This is a genomic window from Stenotrophomonas sp. 24(2023) (assembly GCF_030913365.1).
GTDB lineage: Bacteria > Pseudomonadota > Gammaproteobacteria > Xanthomonadales > Xanthomonadaceae > Stenotrophomonas.
In genome coordinates, this window is sequence record NZ_CP133160.1 from 3,549,231 (window position 1) to 3,568,242 (window position 19,012).

General features: G+C 68.7%; 13 protein-coding genes. 3 read left to right on the plus strand and 10 right to left on the minus strand.

Going from position 1 to position 19,012, the window contains the following annotated elements; translation table 11 throughout:
* Positions 1-229 precede the first annotated feature (229 nt).
* Positions 230-508, plus strand: a complete 279-nt coding sequence (locus Q9R17_RS16215; protein WP_308155617.1) for a hypothetical protein — start codon at positions 230-232, stop codon at positions 506-508.
* Between the two features lie 35 nt (positions 509-543).
* Here Q9R17_RS16215 and Q9R17_RS16220 read toward each other — a convergent pair whose 3' ends face one another.
* The 6 genes from Q9R17_RS16220 to Q9R17_RS16245 all read right to left on the minus strand — a co-directional run bounded on the left by Q9R17_RS16220 (position 544) and on the right by Q9R17_RS16245 (position 8,471).
* A complete protein-coding gene (locus Q9R17_RS16220; protein WP_308155618.1) occupies positions 544-3,240 on the minus strand; it encodes a UvrD-helicase domain-containing protein in 2,697 nt (898 codons plus the stop codon).
* 128 nt (positions 3,241-3,368) lie between these two features.
* On the minus strand, positions 3,369-4,325 hold the full coding sequence (gene pip / locus Q9R17_RS16225) for a prolyl aminopeptidase (protein WP_308155619.1): 957 nt from the start codon (positions 4,323-4,325) through the stop codon (positions 3,369-3,371).
* 70 nt (positions 4,326-4,395) lie between these two features.
* Entirely contained in the window at positions 4,396-6,423 is a 2,028-nt protein-coding gene (locus tag Q9R17_RS16230; RefSeq protein ID WP_308155620.1) for a glycoside hydrolase domain-containing protein, read from the minus strand.
* Between the two features lie 47 nt (positions 6,424-6,470).
* Positions 6,471-6,953, minus strand: coding sequence for a nuclear transport factor 2 family protein (locus tag Q9R17_RS16235; protein WP_308155621.1), 483 nt, complete (start codon positions 6,951-6,953; stop codon positions 6,471-6,473).
* Between the two features lie 3 nt (positions 6,954-6,956).
* Positions 6,957-7,541 carry a TetR/AcrR family transcriptional regulator gene (locus Q9R17_RS16240; RefSeq protein ID WP_308155622.1) on the minus strand — a complete coding sequence of 195 codons (585 nt, stop codon included), beginning with the start codon at positions 7,539-7,541 and terminating at the stop codon, positions 6,957-6,959.
* A 69-nt stretch (positions 7,542-7,610) separates the two neighbouring features.
* Positions 7,611-8,471, minus strand: coding sequence for a LysR substrate-binding domain-containing protein (locus Q9R17_RS16245; RefSeq protein WP_308155623.1), 861 nt, complete (start codon positions 8,469-8,471; stop codon positions 7,611-7,613).
* Positions 8,472-8,607: 136 nt separating this feature from the next.
* Here Q9R17_RS16245 and Q9R17_RS16250 point away from each other — a divergent pair, with 136 nt between their 5' ends.
* Positions 8,608-9,669 (plus strand): nitronate monooxygenase, encoded by a 1,062-nt coding sequence (locus tag Q9R17_RS16250; protein WP_308155624.1) that lies wholly within the window; start codon positions 8,608-8,610, stop codon positions 9,667-9,669.
* A gap of 448 nt (positions 9,670-10,117) precedes the next feature.
* On the opposite strand, the gene Q9R17_RS16255 is transcribed toward Q9R17_RS16250, so the two are convergent.
* The 4 genes from Q9R17_RS16255 to Q9R17_RS16270 all read right to left on the minus strand — a co-directional run bounded on the left by Q9R17_RS16255 (position 10,118) and on the right by Q9R17_RS16270 (position 17,100).
* Positions 10,118-12,229, minus strand: coding sequence for a phospholipase C, phosphocholine-specific (locus tag Q9R17_RS16255; protein ID WP_308155625.1), 2,112 nt, complete (start codon positions 12,227-12,229; stop codon positions 10,118-10,120).
* 7 nt (positions 12,230-12,236) lie between these two features.
* Positions 12,237-14,627, minus strand: a complete 2,391-nt coding sequence (locus tag Q9R17_RS16260) for a TonB-dependent receptor (protein ID WP_308155626.1) — start codon at positions 14,625-14,627, stop codon at positions 12,237-12,239.
* Between the two features lie 212 nt (positions 14,628-14,839).
* Positions 14,840-15,742 (minus strand): c-type cytochrome, encoded by a 903-nt coding sequence (locus Q9R17_RS16265; protein ID WP_308155627.1) that lies wholly within the window; start codon positions 15,740-15,742, stop codon positions 14,840-14,842.
* 11 nt (positions 15,743-15,753) lie between these two features.
* Positions 15,754-17,100 carry a cytochrome c gene (locus tag Q9R17_RS16270; RefSeq protein ID WP_308155628.1) on the minus strand — a complete coding sequence of 449 codons (1,347 nt, stop codon included), beginning with the start codon at positions 17,098-17,100 and terminating at the stop codon, positions 15,754-15,756.
* A gap of 252 nt (positions 17,101-17,352) precedes the next feature.
* On the opposite strand from Q9R17_RS16270, the gene Q9R17_RS16275 reads away from it, so the two are divergent.
* The gene (locus tag Q9R17_RS16275) at positions 17,353-18,504 is read left to right on the plus strand and encodes an alpha/beta fold hydrolase (RefSeq protein WP_308155629.1); all 1,152 of its coding nucleotides are present in this window, start codon (positions 17,353-17,355) and stop codon (positions 18,502-18,504) included.
* Positions 18,505-19,012: the final 508 nt, after the last annotated feature.

A 19,012-nucleotide genomic window follows, 5' to 3' on the forward strand; every position in this document is an offset into this window, starting at 1 on the left:
CGCCGGCACCGTATTACAGAAACATTGCGCCAACATGGCGTGAAAAGCGACCGTTCTGGCCGTCCTGCCGGGCCTGCGGCCGCGCAAGGTTCACGCAATCCATGCCACCCACCATCGCCGCCGGATCGAGTCGAGGTACGGCATGGAGGCTCGATCGCTGCGCAGCCGGCCATGCGCCGGCGCCGACACCCGCGCGGGTTTGCCGTTCCCCAATCTCCCTGGAGTCACCATGAAGCTGTTCGTTCCCCTGTTGCTGCTGGCCGCGCTGAGCGGCTGTACCACCGCCAAGATGACCGTCACCCCGGATGGCCGCCGTGGCGTTTCCATCGACTGCACCGGCGGCAGTTCCTGGAGTGCCTGCTACGAGAAGGCAGGCCAGATGTGCCCCGGCGGCTATGTGGTCTTCAGCAAGGATGGCGACGACGGCAACAAGTTTGCCGTGGGCAACAAGGACGGTTTCACGTCCTCGCAGATCGCCACCCGCTCGATGCTGGTGGGCTGCAAGTAAGCCTGGCGGTTGCCCGTTGAGCGATCAACGGGCACTCAGCGCCGTGGCCGGGGCGGCTTGTACTCGCAGCGCGGGTAGCCGGAGCACGACTGGAACGGGCCGTGCCTGCCGTTGCGCTGCACGATCACACCGGTGCCACAGGCCGGGCAGCGTTGCTCGTGGATGGCCTGGCCTTCCAGCGTGGTGACGCTCACCGCGCCATCGTCCACCAGTTCATCGAGGAACGGCGACCGCCGCCCCATCACGGTGAACATCGCCACGCTGCGCCGTGCGCGGGTCAGCGCGACATAGAACAGGCGGCGTTCCTCGCCCAGCGGGTAGGCATCGCCACCGGGCATGGCCAGCGACAGCACCGGGTCATCGGCGCGCACGCTGGGGAAGCCACGCGCGACCAGGCCGGGCAGGATCACGTAGTCGGCCTCGGCCCCCTTGGCGCGGTGCGCAGTGAGGAACACCACCTCCATCGTGCTGCCGAACAGGCGCTGCCAGTCCGGCGGCACGGCAGCGCGGTCGGCGTTGTAGCGGCCAAGCACGAACACCCGTACGCGGCCATCGCGGCCGGGCGCTGCCTGGCCGGACAGCAGTTGTGCGTGCAGCTGGGCCAGGTACTGGCGCACCCCGTCCTGCAGCTGCTCGCGCGATGCCAGCTGGAACGCCAGCAGGGCCGGGCCCTGCGCGGGCGTGACCGAGCGCACCTGCTTGCGCAGCTGTGCCGGGTTGCGGGCGATGAAGCGGCTGGAGGCATCGCACAGTGCCTGCGGGCAGCGGAAGGTCTGTTCCAGCTTCAACACCTGTCCCGGGCCGAACCATTCGGTGAAGCCGGTCATCACCGCTACATCGGCGCCGGCGAAGCGGTTGATCGACTGCCAGTCGTCGCCGACCGCGAACAGGTACCGGCCCGGTGCCGCGACCAGTGCGCGGCACAGGCGCGCGCGTGCGCGCGAGGCGTCCTGGAACTCGTCGGCCATCACCAGATCGAACGGAGCGGTGTAGTGGCCCTGTTCCAGCAGCGAGGCCGCCAGGTTCAGCATGTCCTCGAAGTCGATGCCGTTCTCGGCAGCCAGTGCCGCGTCCCAGGCCTGGAACACCGGGCCGGCGATTTCCAGGAAACGGCGATGGCGCTCCTTGAAGTTGTCTTCCGGCATCTGCCGCAGGCGTTCGGCCAGGTCATCCAGGCCCAGGCTGTTGCTCTTGGCGTGGGCGATGAAGGTGCGCATCAGCCCGATCAGGTCGTCGTCGGGCATCGGTGCCGCGCCGGTGTCGGGCAGCTCGCGGTCGGGATTGGGGTCCAGGGTGACCGCCGCTGCGCGCAGCTGCTCGCCGAGATGCGGCAGGGCCGCGCCGCTGCGCAGCTGGTGCGAGGTGGTTTCGATCAGCGCGGTGCCGTTGCGACGGTGTTCCTGCCGCTTCCACTGCACGCCATCGAGGTAACCACCGAAGTGCGCCGGTGCGTTGCCGCGTGCGTCCAGCGCCAGGTGCTCGTGGTACAGCCGAGCGTCGGGGTAGTAGAAATCGGGGCGGTACTGGCGGTAGGTATCGGTGGCGGTGTCGAATTCGTAGGCCCGCTCGTACTGGTACTGCACGCCGTTGTAGAACAGCCAGTCGGCGATGACGCACTCTTCCAGGCTCTTCACCCGCTCGCCCTGCAGCGTGCGGACATAGGGCGTGCCATCGCGCTCGAAGCCTTCGCCCTGCAGCGCGGCGCCGAACGCGGGCAGGTCGCGGCCGAACACCAGGCGGAACATGTCCCACTGGGTGCGGAAGTGCAGCGAACGGTCCTTGAGGTCGTCCACCAGCTCGGCCAGCTTGCGGAAGCCGGCCTGCGCGTCGGTGGCCCACGCGGGGATGTCCGGTTTGCGGCCGGTGGCCTTGCCGATGATGTGCAGGCCCAGCGCATGGAACGTGCGGGCCTGCACGCGGCCGGTCTCCAGCCCGAGCCGGGCGAAGGCGCTGTCGGTGCGCGCCTGCAGTTCCTGTGCGGCGTCCTTGTTGAAGGCCAGCATGACGATGCGTTCGGGCGCGATGAAGCCGCGGTCGATGGCATAGGCCGCCTTGGCGACCATCGTGGAGGTCTTGCCGGAACCGGCCGAGGCCACCACCTGCACGCGGTTGTCGAAGCAGATCACCGCGTGGGCCTGTTCGGCGGTCAAGGGCTGGCGTTCGACGTTCGCGAGGAAGTCACGGGCCAGCACCTGCTCGCGGGCGGCCATGGCAGCGTTGGCCTGGGCCCACAGCGCCGGCCAGTCCTGTTGCCAATCGTGCAGGTCATCACCGGACAGCACCTGCAGTGCCGCCTCCTGCACCGGCAGGGCCGCGCGCTGCTGCAGCAGGGCCTGCTGCTGTTCGTGGGTGATCCAGCGGCGGCCAGCGGCACCGCGGTCGATCAGCGCATGGGCGGCATCGAGCCAGGTCCGGATGTCCTGCAGCAGCCGGTCCAGCCTTGGCTGCCGGTGCTGTGCGTGCAGCGCCTCGATGGTGCGCTCCAGCGCAGCAGCCTGGCCGTTGGGCAGGCCGTCGAGCACCACGCGCTGGCCGTGGGCCAGCAGGATGTCCAGGCGCGACCAGAACAGGCCGGGGACCCGGCGCAGGCACCGCTCATCATCCAATGCGACGGGCTGCGGCGGGCCATCGTCACGGTGCAGCTGCAGGTGTGCGCCTTCGCGCCGCAGCGTCCAGCGCGGGGAGCGGGTCAGCCGCCTGCCCCATGCCGAGGGGTGCCAATCGTTCGCCATCCGGTCCTGCTGCCTGCCTGCGTGGTGCGGGCCTGCGTGCGGCGCAGGCCCAAGGGCTGGACATGATAGGCGATGACGTCAATGGCACGGCAGGCGCGCGCGTGGCGTGCCACTGGCGAAGGCAGGTGTCAGCGCTGGGCGTACCGGTCGGCGAAATCATCGGTGGCACGCACCAGCGCGTCGGTGACTTCCGCATCCATCACGCTGTGCCCGCCCAGTACCATTTCCAGCGTGGCTTCCGGCCAGGCCTGTGACAGCTCCCAGGCGTTGCGGGCCGGACACAGCATGTCGTAGCGCCCCTGCACGATCACCCCGGGCAGGTGGCGGATGCGGTCGATGTCGCGCAGCAGCTGGCCGTGGTCGAGGAAGGCGTTGTTGCGGAAGTAGTGGGCTTCGATGCGGGCCTTGGCCAGCACCTGCAGGGGATCGCCGGTGGAAACGGCCTGCACGTCGTGCACCAGCGACACCGTGTTGTCCTCCCAGCCCAGCCAGGCCTGTGCGGCGGCGATGGCGATGGCCGTATCGGGGCTGTCCAGGCGCCGCCAGTAGGCTTCGATCATGGCCCCGCGCTCAGCCTCGGGAATATGTGCTTCATAGGCCGCCCAGCGTTCGGGGAACACCCAGCGTGCGCCACCATCGCACTCGTTGAACCAGCGGTTTTCCTCGGCGCGGCCCAGGTAGATGCCGCGCACGATCACGCCGGTCGCGCGCTGCGGGTGTGCCTGCGCATAGGCCAGCGACAGGGTCGAGCCCCAGGAGCCGCCGAACACCAGCCAGCGTTCGATGCCCAGCTGTGCACGCACGGTTTCGATGTCGGCCACCAGGTGTGCGGTGGTGTTGTCGCGCAGTTCGCCGAACGGCGTGGAACGGCCACTGCCACGCTGGTCGATCAGCACGATGTGGTAGCGCGCCGGATCGAAGAAGCGGCGGTGCAGGGGCGAAACGCCCGCACCGGGGCCACCGTGCAGGAACAGCACGGGAATGCCATCGGGATTGCCGCATTCCTCCACGTGCAGGGTGTGCAGGCCGTCAACGGCGATGCGGTGTTCGCGGAAGGGCGTGATGTCCGGGTACAGCGTGCGCATGGTGCATTCCTGTGTGAGCCAGGAAGGGGAGCATACCCAGCCCGGCGTGAGCAGGCATGCAGCTGCCTGCTCATGGCACTGCGGGGGGGCCACACCCGATCGCCAGTTCGCCGCCGTTGACGATCACGGCGTGCTCGACCGGGCCAGGGGGCAGGACGCGACCATCCAGCGTCACCGTGCCTGCGGCTGCCCTGCCAGGCACGATGGACAGTGGCGCGCGGCCGGGCACGTGCACGGTGGCGCGTGCGTGCAGCGGGCAGAGTGCGGTGTACTGCGGCAGGCCGGGGGTCAGCGGGTACAGCCCGAGTGCGGCCAGCACGTACCACGAGGACATGCCGCCGGCATCGTCATCCATGCCGTCGGCGAAGCCCTGCGGGGCCAGTGCGAAACTGCGGCCGTGCCAGGGCTGCGTGCGCTTGCCGGCATTGGTGTAGGGGTGGTCGATGGCCTCGGTGAGGATGCGCCTGACCAGCACGTCCGAGCGCGCCTGCTGGCCGCGCCAGGCGAACAGGAACGGCGCCTGGATGTCCGGCTGGTTGGTCATGTTGAACAGATCCTGCTGGAAGAACTGCTGCAGCTCGGCATCGAAGCGCGCCGGCCCCAGCGTGTCGCGCAGCCAGGGCAGGTCGAACACCGGTGCCCAGCGGTACTGCCACAGCGTGCCCTGGTACAGGCCGCGCGCCTTCACCACATCGGCGTCCGCACCGAGATCCATGAACACCGCCCGCCACATCGGCCGGTACGCCAGGGCCTGCGCGCTGAAGCGGCGGGCCAGGGCATCGTGGCCCAGGTCACGGGCGAGCCCGGCAATGGCCCAGTCATCGTAGGCCGCCTCGATCTGCTCGTCCGGCGTGCTGCGGGCCAGGGACGAGCTTTCGGCCACCATGCCGTCCAGTGCGGCCTGCGCGTCGAAACCGGTGATGCCCTTGCGGTGGAAGTCCAGCAGCGCCACGCCGCTGTGTTCGGTGCGCACGGTAAGGAACGGTTCGGTCTGCGTGGCCCAGCGCACCTTGCCGTGCTGGTACAGCTCGGTCAGCGAGGCGGCGATGTCGGCGGCACGGTCCGGGTAGACCCAGGCCAGCAACGGCATCAGCGTGCGGTAGTTGTCCCACATCGCCCAGCTGGCATAGCGCTGGTGCCCGGCGGGTGCCTGCCGCTGCACGCCATCACTGCCGCGGTAGCGGCCATCCGGGTCGGCAATCGCCACCGGGGTCTGCAGGGCACGGAACAGCGCGGTGTAGAACAGGGCCTGTTGTTCTGCCGGCGCATCGAGCTGGATGCGTGACAGCTCACGGTTCCAGTCGGCGGCAGTGGCGGCGACCACCTGCGGGAAGGGCCGCTGGCCGGCTTCGGTATCGCGTGCCAGCGCCGCGCCGCGATCATCCACCGACGACAGCCCGGTACGCGCTTCCAGCACATCGCCGGCGCGCACCGGCAGCTGCAGGTGGGCCGCGCCCGCGGCATCGATGCGGACGGCCTGCTGCAGGGGCTTGCCGTTGTGCAGCAGCGTGGTCGCCGCGAACAGGCGGTAGCGGCCCGCATCGCAGACCGTGCCGGCGTCCATCTGTACCCGCAGGTCGGTGGCGCGGGTGGCCAGCCACCGGCTGCCATGGCGCTTGGCAACGCCCTGCGTGGGATCCAGGATGATCTGCAGCTGGCCGTCGTGGGGCGCGGTGATGTGCAGGATGCCGCTGCCGCGCGTGGCGGTCAGTTCGGCATCGATGCCATCGCCGTAGCGCACGCGGTAGTAGCCCGCCTGCGCACGTTCACGCGTCTTGTCGATGACTGCCGCGCGCGGTTGGCCGCTGTAGTCCACCGAGATCCGCAGGTCACCACCGGCACCGCCACACCCCACGCCCACGGCGCGGGTGTGCGAAAAGCCGAGCAGCGTGGTGGCGGCATGGTCATAACCGGCGTGGTTGGCCGGGGTGGTATCCGGCCCCAGCTGCACCATGCCGAACGGCGCCACCGCCGAGGGCGTGAGCTGGCCGAAGTCGGCCAGCGTGCCCACGAACGGATCGACCTGCGCCGCCGGTGGGGCGGCCAGGCCCGGCAAGGGCAGCAGCAGTGCGCACAGCAGCAGGCGGGGTGAGGGCATGGCGGCAGGTTCCATCCGGAGCAGCCGGACAGCTTGGCAGCCGCAGATTACAGCCCCAGTGCCGACAGTCCAGGATGGTCGTCGGGGCGACGTCCCGGCGGCCAGTGGAACAGGCGCTGGTCCTCGCGGATCGGCAGGTCGTTGATGCAGGCAAAGCGCGTGTGCATCAGGCCGTCAGCATCGAACTGCCAGTTCTCGTTGCCATAGGAGCGGTACCACTGGCCACTGTCGTCGTGCCACTCGTAGGCGAAGCGCACCGCGATGTGGTCGCCGCTGTGCGCCCACAGTTCCTTGATGAGCCGGTAGTCGTGCTCGCGCGCCCATTTGCGCTGCAGCAGTGCGCGCGCCTGCTCGCGGCCGTCGACGAATTCGGCGCGGTTGCGCCAACGGGTGCCCGGCGTATAGGCGAGCACGACGCGATCAGGATCGCGCGAGTTCCAGCCGTCTTCGGCCAAGCGGACCTTCTCGGCGGCGCTGTGGTCGGTGAACGGCGGCAGCGGCGGGCGCTGGGCGGGGGCGGTGGCTGACATGGCTCAGTCCTGCGGTGGGGGAAGGGAAGCGGGAGAGGGCAGCAAGGCCAGTGCCGCATCGCGCGCGGCATCGGCGGCACCGGCCGTGCCGAACACCAGCGCATCGGCGATGGCACCGTTGACCAGCATGGCGATCTGTCGCGCCAGCAGCGCCGCATCGCGGTGGCCATCGGCCTGCAGCAGGGCGTGCAGGTGGTCCTGCAGGTCCTGCTTGTGGCGGCGGGCCAGGGTGCGCAGGCCATTGGCCGGATCAGCAATCTCACCGGCGGTATTGAGAAAGGCACAGCCGTGGAAATCCGGCGAGGCGAACCACTGCCCGAGCGCCGCAAAGGCGGCAGTCAGGCGCTCGGCGGCATTGCGGCCTTCGGCACTGGCGGCGATGAACCACCCCATCCAGCGCTCATGCCGGCGCTCCAGCGCGGCTTCCACCAGCGCCTGCTTGTTGGGGTACTGCTGGTAGATGGTTTTGCGTGAAATGCCGGAGCGCTTGACGATGGCGTCCATGCCGGTGGCGTGCACGCCATCGCGGTAGACCAGCTGTTCGGTGCTGTCGAGCAGCGCCTGCGGCGGGGAGGGGGCAGCGGGCATGGCAACGCCTGAGAATGATCGTTCTCAATACCGTAGAACGATCATTCTCCGCTGTCAACGGGGCTGCCGTCAGGCGTTGGCCAGCGTGTCGCGCAGGGTGTCCAGGGCGGGGGTCGCGTAGCCGCTGCGCCAGACCAGCTGGGTGGCCAGCGTGCCGAGTTCCAGGGTGCGCAGCTGCGCCCCGGGGCACAGCGCCAGCACGCTGCGTGGCATCACGCAGGCGCTGGTGCCGGCCGCCACGCAGGCCAGCATGGCGTGGTAGGAGCCGACCACCTGCACGTCCAGCCGCTGGCCGCCCTCGGCCAGCCACTGTTCGGCAAAGGCGCGGTAGCTGCAGCCGGCGGCAAAGGCGGCCAGGCTGCCAGCCTGCACCGCGCGTGGGCTGCTGACGGGCGGGTGCGTGGCCGGCAGCACCAGCAGCATCTGTTCCTCGAACACCGGCTGCGACTGCAGGCCGGTGTCTGCCAGGGGGGCGGCCGCGATGGCCGCCGGCAGTGATACCAGTGCGCAGTCGATGGTCTGCTGGCGCAGGCGTTCCAGCAACTGCGCGGTAGGGCCGGTGCTGACCTCCAGGCGTACCTGCGGCCAGCGCGCATGGAAGCGCGCCAGCGGCACCGGCAGGCGGCTGGCGGCGGCGCTCTCCATCGTGCCGATGCGCAGCAGGCCGCTGGGGCGTTCCGCATGCAGGCTCTGCCGGGCCTCTTCAGCCAGCGCGAGCAGGCGCTGTGCGTAGTCCAGGAAACGCTCGCCCTGGGCTGACAGCGCCAGCCGCTTGCCATGGCGGATGAACAGTTCAACGCCCAGTTCGGCCTCCAGCTGCTGGATGCGCGTGGTCACGTTCGACGGTGCGCGCCCGAGCCGCTCGGCGGCGCGGGTGATGCTCAGTTCGGCAGCGACCGTGCGGAGCAGGTCCAGGCTGGTGTCATCCATGCGCAGGGGCTCGGGGCGGAGAGTGGCCGGTACTGTAGCAAATTCTCTTTTAAAGAATATTTATTGACATTGATTCTCATAAATAGAATGATCGCCGCATCATCCCCGACCTTCCCGTCGTCTTCGCGGAGTGGACATGGCAGCGGCACACAGCCTCCTGGCGCGCATCGGCATGGCGCATCCGATCATCCAGGCACCCATGGCGGGCGTATCCACGCCACAGCTGGCGGCGGCGGTTTCCAATGCCGGTGGCCTGGGCTCGATCGGCATTGGTGCCGACAGCGTGGAACGTGCACGGCAGGCCATTGAACAGACCCGTGCGCTGACCGATGGGCCGTTCAACGTCAATGTGTTCTGCCATCGGCCCGCTGTGCGCGACACCAGCCGCGAAGCGGCGTGGCTGCAGTACCTGGCCCCGCTGTATGACGAGCTCGGCGTGGCCCGGCCAGCCGGGCTGCACGAAATCTACCGCAGCTTCCGCGATGACCCGGCCTGCGTGCAGATGCTGGTCGAGCAGCGCCCGGCGGTGGTCAGTTTCCATTTCGGCCTGCCTGCCGCATCGGCCATCACCGCGCTGCGCGAGGCCGGGATCATCCTGCTGGCCAGCGCGACCTGCGACCACGAAGCGGACCGCATCGAACTGGCAGGAGTGGATGCCGTCATCGCGCAGGGCGTGGAAGCCGGCGGCCACCGGGGCGTGTTCGATCCCGAGGCCGCCGACGAAGGACTGGGCACCATGGCGCTGGTGCGGCGGCTGGTGACGCGTACCCGGCTGCCGGTGATCGCTGCCGGCGGCATCATGGACGGGCAGGGCATCCGCGCCGCGCTGGGCCTGGGCGCGGTGGCCGCGCAGCTGGGCACGGCCTTCATCCTCTGCCCCGAATCGGCGGCCAATGCGGGTTACCGGCAGCTGCTGGGCAGCGCCCGCGCCAACCGTACGCGGATGACCCGGGTGATTTCCGGCCGGCCGGCGCGTGGCATCGTCAACCGGCTGGTGGAGTTCGGTGAAGCGGATGGCAGTCCGGATCCGGCGGACTATCCGGTGGCCTATGACGCAGCCAAGCAGCTCCATGCGGCAGCTAGCGCACAGGGCAGCCTGGAATTCGCAGCCCACTGGGCCGGGCAGGGGGCGCCGCTGGCGCGGTCGCTGCCGGCGGCGCAGTTGTTTGCCACGCTGGTGCGTGAGATGGCGAGTTGAGGTCACACCGCAGGTAGATCCAGGCCATGCCTGGATACGTAGCGCCTGCGATCACGCATGGCCGGTAGCGCCCCATCCACGCATGGCGTGGATCCACATCAGCCCAGGGTAGATCCAGGCCATGCCTGGATACGTAGCGCCCGCGATCACGCATGGCTGGCAGAGCCTCATCCACGCATGGCGTGGATCTACATCAGCCCAGGGTAGATCCAGGCCATGCCTGGATACGTAGCGCCCGCGATCACGCGTGGTCGGTAGCGCCCCATCCACGCATGGCGTGGATCTACATCAGCCCGGGTAGATCCAGGCCATGCCTGGATACGTAGCGCCTGCGATCACGCATGGCCGGTAGCGCCCCATCCACGCATGGCGTGGATCTACGCAGGCAACTCCCCTCCCGCGGCGTTGGCCGGGGAGGGGGACGCATCCATCCACGCACGGCGTGGATCTACGCCGTGCCGTGCTCGAACTGCAGCGGGGCCGTGCCCATGGCGGGATCGCTGGTGCCCGGGCGGCCATCCTCGGCACGGCCGGCCAGGCGTTGCCGCACGCCTTCCTGCTCCACGTGCAGGTCATACCAGCCGGCGGTCGGGGCGGCCTTCCAGGCCAGCGTGGTGCGTGCACCTGCGGCCAGCTGCAGTGCCGGTTCCGGCATGTGGCCCGCATAGGCGCCGGCGCGCAGCTGCAGGTGCTGGGAGGTGTTGCCGGGATTGTGCAGCTGCAACCGCACGCTGTCGTGGTCGCGTTCGATGTGGGCCTGCACCGGCATCGCCTCGCCGCCGCCCAGCAGGTGCCGATGGAAGCCGTTCGGCCCCAGCACCCACAGGTCGTAGCGGCCCTGTGCATCGCACGCCCACGCGGCCTTCACCGGTGTGCCCGGTACCAGGGTGTAACGGCGCGGCACGGCGTCCAGACGCAGGCGATCGTAGACATGCAGCACCGCCGGGGCACCCTCGCAGGCCAGGGTCAGTTGCACCTGCCCCTGGCCGATCGCGCTGGCATGCACCTGCGGGCGATACGGCAACGCGCGTGCCGGGCGCACACCGGCCGCTTGCCGTGCCGCCTGCAGCCCCTCGGGCAGGGTCGGCACGGTGCGGCCGGGCAGCGCAGCGGCACGGGCAGCAACCTCGCGCACATCCGGCAGCGCGGCCACGAACGGGCGCGTATCGGACTGGGCGAAATCGAAGGCAGCGGTCAGGTCGCCACAGACCGCGCGACGCCACGGCGAGATGTCCGCCGCCACGCCGAAGCGGCGCTCCACCAGGCGCAGCACCGAGGTGTGGTCGTACACCTGCGAATCCACCCAGCCGCCCCGGCTCCAGGGCGAGATCACATACAGCGGCACGCGCGGGCCGAGCCCGTACGGGCGGCCACGCAGCGCCGGATCGTCCAGCTTCTCGTCACCCGGCGCCGGGTGCAGGTGGTACTCGCCCTCGGTGGATACCGAGGACGCACCGGCCCAGCCCTCGCCATCGGGCGAGGGCGGTGCCGGTGGCGGCATGTGGTCGAAGAAGCCGTCGTTCTCGTCGAACATCAGCAGCAGTGCGGTGCGGCTCCACACCTTCGGATCGGCGGTCAGTGCGTCGAGCACGCGCGCGGTGTACGCCGCACCCTGTGCCGGGCTGGACGGCCCGGGATGCTCGCTGCCGGCCGCATCGGCAATGATGAAGGTGACCTGCGGCAGGCGGCCGCTGACCACGTTCTCGCGCAGCTGCGCCAGGCCACGGGTGCCGACGCCACGCGCGCGCAGCTGCTCGTCATGGCCGGGTGCGCCCTGCCAGGCACGGCGGAAGCTGTCGAAGCCGGCCAGCGGGTTGTCGGTGAAGTTGTCGGCCATGTCCTGGTAGATCTGCCAGGACACCCCCGCCTGCTGCAGGCGTTCGACGTAGGTCGTCCAGCGGTAGCCGCTGGGGTGGCCGCCCAGCTCGACGAAGTTGTCGTGCGAATTGGCGATCACCGGGCCGCCGTTGCGGGCCAGGCCGTCGTTGTTGCCGGCCCACAGCATCACCCGGTTCGGGTTGGTGCCGGTCTGCAGGGCGCAGTGGTAGGCATCGCACAGGGTGAAGGCGTTGGCCAGGGCGAACTGGAAGGGCAGGTCGCCCTGCTGGAAGTAGCCCATCGAATGGTTCTGCTTGGCCATCGGCCAGTGCCCCATGCGGCCGTTGTCCCACGCGCGCTGTGCGTCCGGCCAGGTGTGCGGCGTACCTTCCACGCGCATGTAGCCGAAGTGGGCGGCGGTATCGAGCGGGAACGGGGCGATCGCGCGCTGGCCGCTGGCATCGGGCTGCAGCCACAGCGTGCGCGGGCCGCTGCTGCCGGCCAGTGGCGCGGCCGGGGCCACGAACCGGTCGCCGAAGCCACGTACGCCCGGCAGGGTGCCGAAGTAGTGGTCGAACGAGCGGTTTTCCTGCATGAAGATCACGATGTGCTGCAGATCCTCCAGGCTGCGCGTGCGCGCATCCGGGGCGATCGCTGCTGCCCGGGCGATGCTGGGCAGCAGCGGTGCAGTGCCGGCCACCAGGCCGGCCTGCAGCAATCGGCGTCGGCCGATATCAGTCACAAGTCACTCACAGGTCTACGCGAAGGGAAACGCCGACGGTCCGCGGTGCACCGATGAAGGCGCTGTCGCTGCCGTCCACGCCTGCCAGATAATGCTTGTTGGTGAGGTTGCTGACCACCAGGTTGGCGCCCATGCCCTTCAGCTTCGGCGACAGGCCCTGCAGGTCGAAGCCGATGTTGGCGTTGAAGGTGGTCACCGCCGGCACGCTGGCGGTGTTGGACGCGTTGAGGTAACGCGAGCCCAGGTAGCGGCCGGACAGGCCGAAGTTCCAGTTCTCGCCCTGCCAGTCGGCCGACACCACGAAGATCTGCTTGGGCTGGCCGATCACGATGGCGCCATCGACGATGCCCAGCTGGGTATCGCGTGCGGTATCGCCGCTGCCCAGGTACTTGGAACGGTTGTAGGTGTAGGAGCCATTGAGGCGCCAGCCGTTGTCCCAGCCATAGCCCAGGGTGGCTTCCACGCCGTTGCTCTCCACGCCACCGAAGTTCTCGTACACGCCGTCGGTTTCGTTGAGGTAGTCGATGCCGTGCACGAAGCTGGCCGGCAGGTAGACGATGCGGTTGTCGAACTTGATGTTGTACAGGGTGACTGCCGCGGTCAGCGGCCAGCGGCTCACGCGCACGCCCAGCTCGATGTTGTCGGCCGTTTCCGGCTTGACGTTGCGGAAGCGCACCGGGTCGGTCTCGCCCAGCACGGTGGAGGGGATGGCGGCATAGTTCTGCGAATAGCCGGCGAACAGTTCAACGCCCTGGATCGGCGGGGCCCAGGTAACGCCGGCCGACACCAGCGGATCGGACTTGGAATCGGAATCGACGTTCTCGTTGGCACCGATCACGCGGCTGCGCGACTGGTCCACGAAGAACTGCTTGACGCCCACGCGCGCGCTGAACGCGCCGAAGCGGGCCACGTCCTCGACGTAGTACATCTGCTCGTCGGTGGAGTAGTTGTCCTTGTACTGCACCCAGTACGGCACGTGGTCGAAGGAGATGTCGGTGCCGGGGTTGAGCAGGCGGTGCCAGTCGCGGGTCACGCTGCGGTCGAACTTCTCATACCACAGGCCGCCGCGGATGGTGTTGTCGATGGCGCCGAAGGTCTGGCGCCATTCCACGTCGGCGGTGAAGCCGATGCGGTCGTTGTCGTAGTGGCTGTGGCGGTAGGACTGCACGCCGTGCACGTTGCTGGCGTAGCAGTTCGGGTCGTACTCGGCGCTGAAGCCGGTGCGCGGGGTGCAGCCGGCGATCGGCTTGGCGATGCTGCCGTCGGGGTTCACGAAGTAGATCTGGCCGAGGTTGCTGCCGCCGTAGACGGTCTTGCCGCTGGACAGCTCGGTGGCCGGGGTGCCCGCTGCATCCGGGTTGACCTGCACCAGGTACGGCGGAATCCAGTCGCCGCGGCCTTCCATGTGGTGGCCATAGGCGGCCACGGAGGCCTTGAAGCCGTTGTCGCCATCGAAGGCGGCGCGCAGGTAGCCGAAGGTGTTCTTGCGCAGCGCGCGCGAGCCGGAACGGAAGTTCTGGTCCAGGTACGGGATGCCGGTCAGCTTGCCGGTCAGGTTGTCGTTGTCCGGGTTGGTGGCGAACTGCTCGGGCGTGACCGAGGTGTATTCCGGTTCGTCGGTATCGTCGTAGGACAGGTAGCCGGTGAGCGTCCACTTGTCCAGTTCGCTGACGAACTTGCCGGCGATGCGGTCGTTGCGGGTGTGGCCGCTGCCGTCGATCCAGTCGTTGCCGCGTGCCGAGGAGGCGCTGACCCAGGCGCGGGTGTTGCCGCCCAGCACGCCGGTGTCATAGCGCACGTAGTACTTGCGGGCATCGTTGTCGCCGGCACCGACCACCATGCGCAGGCGCTTGTCCTGCAGCGGGTCGGCGGTGAGAAAGTTCAGCGTGCCGCCCAGCGCTTCGTTGGAGCGCGAGGAGATGTCCGCGGTGCCCTGGCTGACTTCCACCGTTTCCAGGTCCAGGGTGTCGATGTAGCGGTTGGCCAGCGAACCGCCGCCGTAGCTGGAGCCCCCGTTGGGCAGGCCGTCGATGGTGGTGCCGATCTGCTGCGTATCGCGGTTGGTGGTGAAGCCGCGCATGCTGATCTGCGTGCCCCATACCGACGAGCCGGTCGGGTCGGCTTCGGTCACCACCACGCCGGGCACTTCGTTCAGCGCGTCGTTGACGCTGCTCTGCACGTGCTGGCGGTTCAGCGATTCCTGGCGCACCGAGGTCTTGGCGTAGCTGGTGGCCTGGCCGATCACTTCCACCTGGTCCAGCGTCCGTGCGTCGGGCGAGCGGGTCTCTGCGGCGGCCGCATCCGGGGCAGCGGCGGGGGCTTCGGCCATGGCGTCCAGCACCGGGGCGAGCATCAGGGCGAGCAGGGAGACACGGGGCAAACGACCAAACGTACGCATTGACACAGGCCTTTCTGTGGAGGGGAAAGGCGCGAGTCTCGGCAGCGGCAATGACACATCCGTGACGTTTGTGTTCAGCGGTCCTGCACAGTGCCGAACGGGCGCTCAGCGTCACGGCGGTTGCCGGAATCGGTCAAGTATTTGGATCGATCAAAATCCTCGATTTACCGCTGCACGCGGGTGTCCGCGGGATTGCGCTGGCACCTGCGCATTCAGTAACGGGCATCCTTCGGCTTCGGGTCGTGCTGCCAGTCCTTGCCCTTGCCGGCGAAGTCCGGCCGTGGCTGGGCCGTGAAGTAGGCGGCGATGTCCACCGCATCCTGGTCGGCCATCACGGCCTGGCCCAGCGGCGGCTCCAGGGTGGCGGCCGGCGGCATGTTGTGCTTCACGAAGGCGGCGGCCTTGTACAGGCGCGCCATGCCGGCACCGATGTTGAAGCTGTCATCCCCCCACAGGGGCGGGAAGGCCATGTCACCGCTGGCGTCGCGCTGGCCTTCGCCCTGGGCACCATGGCACGCGGCGCACTGGGCGGCGTACAGCACCTGCCCGCGCGCCGGGTCCGGCGACAGCGTGCTGTCGATCGGGCCCTCGGTCAGCCCGGCCACACGGCTGCCCGGTACCAGGCCCCGGTTGAGCCAGTGCATGTAGTCCAGCATGGCCACCATGGCCGGTGCGTCCTTGGCCAGCGGGCGGCCATTCATCGAACGCTGCAGGCAGCCGTTGATGCGGTCGGCCAGGTCGATCTCGCGGCCGGGCCGCGGCATGTAGCGTGGGTAGCGGCTTCCGGCATTGAGGTAGTGGTTGCCCAGCGGGCGCTTGCCTTCGGCCATGTGGCAGGCGTTGCAGTTCAATGCGTTGCCCACGTTGTCCGGCAGCAGGCGCGCGGTCTCGTTGAGCAGGCGCCGGCCCAGCATCACCGAATCGGCGTTGGGCAGGCCACGGATCTCCTCGGCGCTGGGCGTGCGGTACTGGCCCAGCACGGTGCCGCGGGCGTCGAGGATGGCCATCGTGCGCGCCATCGGCGCATCCAAATCCGGGTACAGGTGGCGATAGCCGGCCACGGCAAGTGCGGCCAGCAGGGCCCCACCGGCCAGGGCGACGGCCCATCGCATCATCGGCCGGCGCGTCATGGCTGATCCTCCACTGGCAGGACAGGGGCAGGCCTGTCGCGCACCACCGCGCGCATGCGCGCGACCTCTTCCTTGCTCACCGGGCTGGCATGGTTGCCCCAGCTGTTGCGGATGAAGGTCAGGATGCGCGCCAGCTCTTCATTGCGCAGGTGCGCGAAGCCGGGCATCGAAAATGCCATGGTGTCGTGTGGTGTCTGTGGCATGCGGCCACCGGCCAGCGTCACCTGCACCAGGGAGCTGGCATCGTCGGCGAAGACGATGGAGTTGCCGGCCAGTGCCGGATAGACGCGCGGCATGCCGCGGCCGTCGGCCCGGTGGCAGGCCTGGCAGTGTTCGGCATAGGCCAGGGCGCCGGTCACCTGGTAGTCGCCGCTGCGCAGTGCGGCGGTGGTGGTGTCCGGCCCTGGCGTCCAGGCTGTGCTGCGCCCCTGGCGGGGTGGCAGCTGCTTGAGGTAACGCGCCATGGCCAGCAGGTCGGCATCGCTGAGGTACTGGGTGCTGTGTTCCACCACCTCGGCCATGCCGCCGAAGGCGGCGGTACGGCCGGTGCGGCCGGTGCGCAGGAAATCGACGATCTCCGCTTCACTCCAGCTGGCCAGGCCGGTGGCCTCGTTGCGCAGGTTCTTGGCGTACCACCCCTCCAGCACCGAGCCGGACAGGAAATGGCCGCTGCCATCATCGGCCAGTGCCTTTTCCTGGAAGGCCATGCCGCGTGGCGTATGGCACGCACCGCAATGGGCCAGCCCTTCGACCAGCTGCGCGCCCCGTTGCTGGCCGGCGTCCAGCGACGGATCGGGCGTGAACGTGCGTGGCCGCGCGAACAGCAGCTGCCACCAGGACAGCGGCCAGCGCAGGTTGGCCGGCCAGGGGATGGTGCTGTCGGCGTTGTCCTGCTTCACCGGCTTCACGGCGCCCATGAAGTAGGCGTACAGCGCCTTGATCTCTTCGTCGCTGGCGATCATGTAGGACACATAGGGCATGGCCGGGTACAGCGGCTGCTGGTCACGGCGGATGCCCCGGCGTACGGCGCGCTCGAAATCGGCGTAGTCGTAGCGGCCGATGCCGGTCTGTGCATCCGGGGTGATGTTGGTGGCGTACAGGGTTCCCATCGGCGTCTGCATGCCCAGTCCGCCGGCGAAGGGCCGTCCGCCAGGCGCGGTGTGGCAGGCCGCGCAGTCGGCCGCCCGCGCCAGGTACTGGCCACGGGCGATCAATGCCGGGTCGTGGATGTCCACCGTGGCGTCCTGGCGGGGAACGAACCAGTAGGGCGTGCTGCGGGCGATGCCATAGGCGGCGGCCACGGCAGTGGCCAGTGCCAGGACATATTTGAAGGAGGTACGCATGCGTGCACCCTAGGTCCGGGCGGGAGCGGCGGTGTTGATCCGGATCAATCCGCCGGTGCGGGCCTTGTCATGCCGGGCTTGGTGACCTGCGATGGCCGGCGCTGGGAGGGGCAATCGCGTCATGCGCGCCACCACGACCAAGCTGAATCGTTCCTGCGGTGTCATCAAGGCGTCATCTGTCTGCGATAGATGGCCCCGGCCGTGGCCGCTAGGCTGGGCCCACTGTTCGTTTCCCCCCCTTTTCGGATCGCCATGAAGCGCCTGCTGCTGCTCCTGCTGGCGGGTGCCGGCCTGTGGCTGGCTGCCTGCTCGACCTCATCCTCGTCCTCCACCTCGCTGGCCGACCGCCTGGTCGCGCCCGGCGGCGTGTCCACGCTGCTGGACCAGTCGCGCATCGCCGAGGCTGTCGCGCGCGTGCCGCACCGCAATGGCACGGTGCCTGGCCGCGACGGCGTGCCGATCTTCTGGCGCGTGTTCGATCCGGGCAACTATGGCCTGAGCTACCACTACCTGCCGCAGCGCCACGACGCGGGCCGGCCGTTGGACACCGGGCTCAGCCTGGACCTGCCGCAGCCGTTCCAGCCCCAGGCCCCGCGTGGCACCGTGGTGGTCCTGCACGGCTGGATGATGAACGGCGATGCGATGCTGCCCTGGTCGCTGCAGCTGGCGCAGTCCGGCTACCGCGTGGTGGCCATCGACCTGCGCAACCATGGCCATTCCGGGCATGGGCCCTCCGGCTACGGCACGTTCGAGTCGGATGATGTGGTCGATGTCATCAGCGCCCTGCGTGCACGCGGGGAAGTGACCGGCCCGCTGTACCTGTTCGGCGTGTCCTACGGTGCGGCTACCGCGCTGTTCACCGCCGACAAGCTGGGCGACCAGGTGACCGGCGTGGTGGCGATGGAATCGTTCGCCAATGCCGGTGCCGCCATCCGCACGATGATCCCGCACCTGATGTCGCTGCGGCCCGACGGCTGGATGGCGCAGGCGGTGGCCGGCTATGCACGCTGGCGCTATGGCAGCCAGGACATCAATGCGGTCATCACCGATGCCAGCCGGCGGCTGGACCTGGACCTGGATGCCGTGGACGTAACCCGTGCGCTGGCCGATACGCGCGCCTGCGTGCTGCTGATGCACGGCGACAACGATCAGCACATTCCCGTGGCGCAGGGGCGCGAACTGGCGTTGTCCAGCCCACGCGTGCACTACATCGAAATGCGCGGGGAAGACCACATCACCCTGCCGCTGCGGCTGGATCTGCTGGGCGGCGTGGTCGATGACTGGCTGGCCAGCGACCACCGTGGCACGCGCCATTGCCCCTCGCCGGAAATGCCGGCCGAAGCCAACCTGATGGCGCTCAAGCAGGACCGGCCGGTGGCACCGGTGGCACCGGCACGCGGCTGAGCCGGGGCCGGGTAGACTATTGAACTTAGTATGCTGAACGGTGGTACGACCCGTTGCTTCTTTTTCCTCCAGTTGCTGCCAGAAAAACGGCTTGACAGGTGCACACCGGAGGCTGATGATATGTGCAACGATGACATAGAAGCCCTCGGCGTAAGCCGGGGGCTTTTTTGTTGGTGCCTGGCTTTGGTTATGGTTTCGGGTATTGCGTTTCCGTGACTCATACGTGGGGTGCCGTCACTGCGGCAGGTCAGCAGTAAACAATGCCATACGGGCTGACCCGAGCCTGGATGGTGCCGAGCTTACAGGCCACCGCGAGGTGGCCTTTTTCATTTCCGGCAAAACACCACATGAAAAATGACCACACCATTTTCATCCAACACACCGTTTCGTCACCACTAAGCAGCAGATCGCACAGGCAGCCCTCTGTCCCAGAACCTATGTGGATATTTGGTTTGCCTAGGCTGCTCCCTCTCGGTTGTGCCTGTGGTAATGCGATGCACACTCCGAT

Coding starts and splice junctions, on each gene's coding strand:
- Q9R17_RS16265 (WP_308155627.1), bottom strand. CDS start 15,742: ATGATGCGATGGGCCGTCGCCCTGGCCGGTGGGGCCCTGCTGGCCGCA.
- Q9R17_RS16220 (WP_308155618.1), bottom strand. CDS start 3,240: ATGGCGAACGATTGGCACCCCTCGGCATGGGGCAGGCGGCTGACCCGC.
- Q9R17_RS16245 (WP_308155623.1), bottom strand. CDS start 8,471: ATGGATGACACCAGCCTGGACCTGCTCCGCACGGTCGCTGCCGAACTG.
- Q9R17_RS16275 (WP_308155629.1), top strand. CDS start 17,353: ATGAAGCGCCTGCTGCTGCTCCTGCTGGCGGGTGCCGGCCTGTGGCTG.
- Q9R17_RS16230 (WP_308155620.1), bottom strand. CDS start 6,423: ATGCCCTCACCCCGCCTGCTGCTGTGCGCACTGCTGCTGCCCTTGCCG.
- Q9R17_RS16260 (WP_308155626.1), bottom strand. CDS start 14,627: ATGCGTACGTTTGGTCGTTTGCCCCGTGTCTCCCTGCTCGCCCTGATG.
- Q9R17_RS16235 (WP_308155621.1), bottom strand. CDS start 6,953: ATGTCAGCCACCGCCCCCGCCCAGCGCCCGCCGCTGCCGCCGTTCACC.
- Q9R17_RS16240 (WP_308155622.1), bottom strand. CDS start 7,541: ATGCCCGCTGCCCCCTCCCCGCCGCAGGCGCTGCTCGACAGCACCGAA.
- pip (WP_308155619.1), bottom strand. CDS start 4,325: ATGCGCACGCTGTACCCGGACATCACGCCCTTCCGCGAACACCGCATC.
- Q9R17_RS16270 (WP_308155628.1), bottom strand. CDS start 17,100: ATGCGTACCTCCTTCAAATATGTCCTGGCACTGGCCACTGCCGTGGCC.
- Q9R17_RS16215 (WP_308155617.1), top strand. CDS start 230: ATGAAGCTGTTCGTTCCCCTGTTGCTGCTGGCCGCGCTGAGCGGCTGT.
- Q9R17_RS16250 (WP_308155624.1), top strand. CDS start 8,608: ATGGCAGCGGCACACAGCCTCCTGGCGCGCATCGGCATGGCGCATCCG.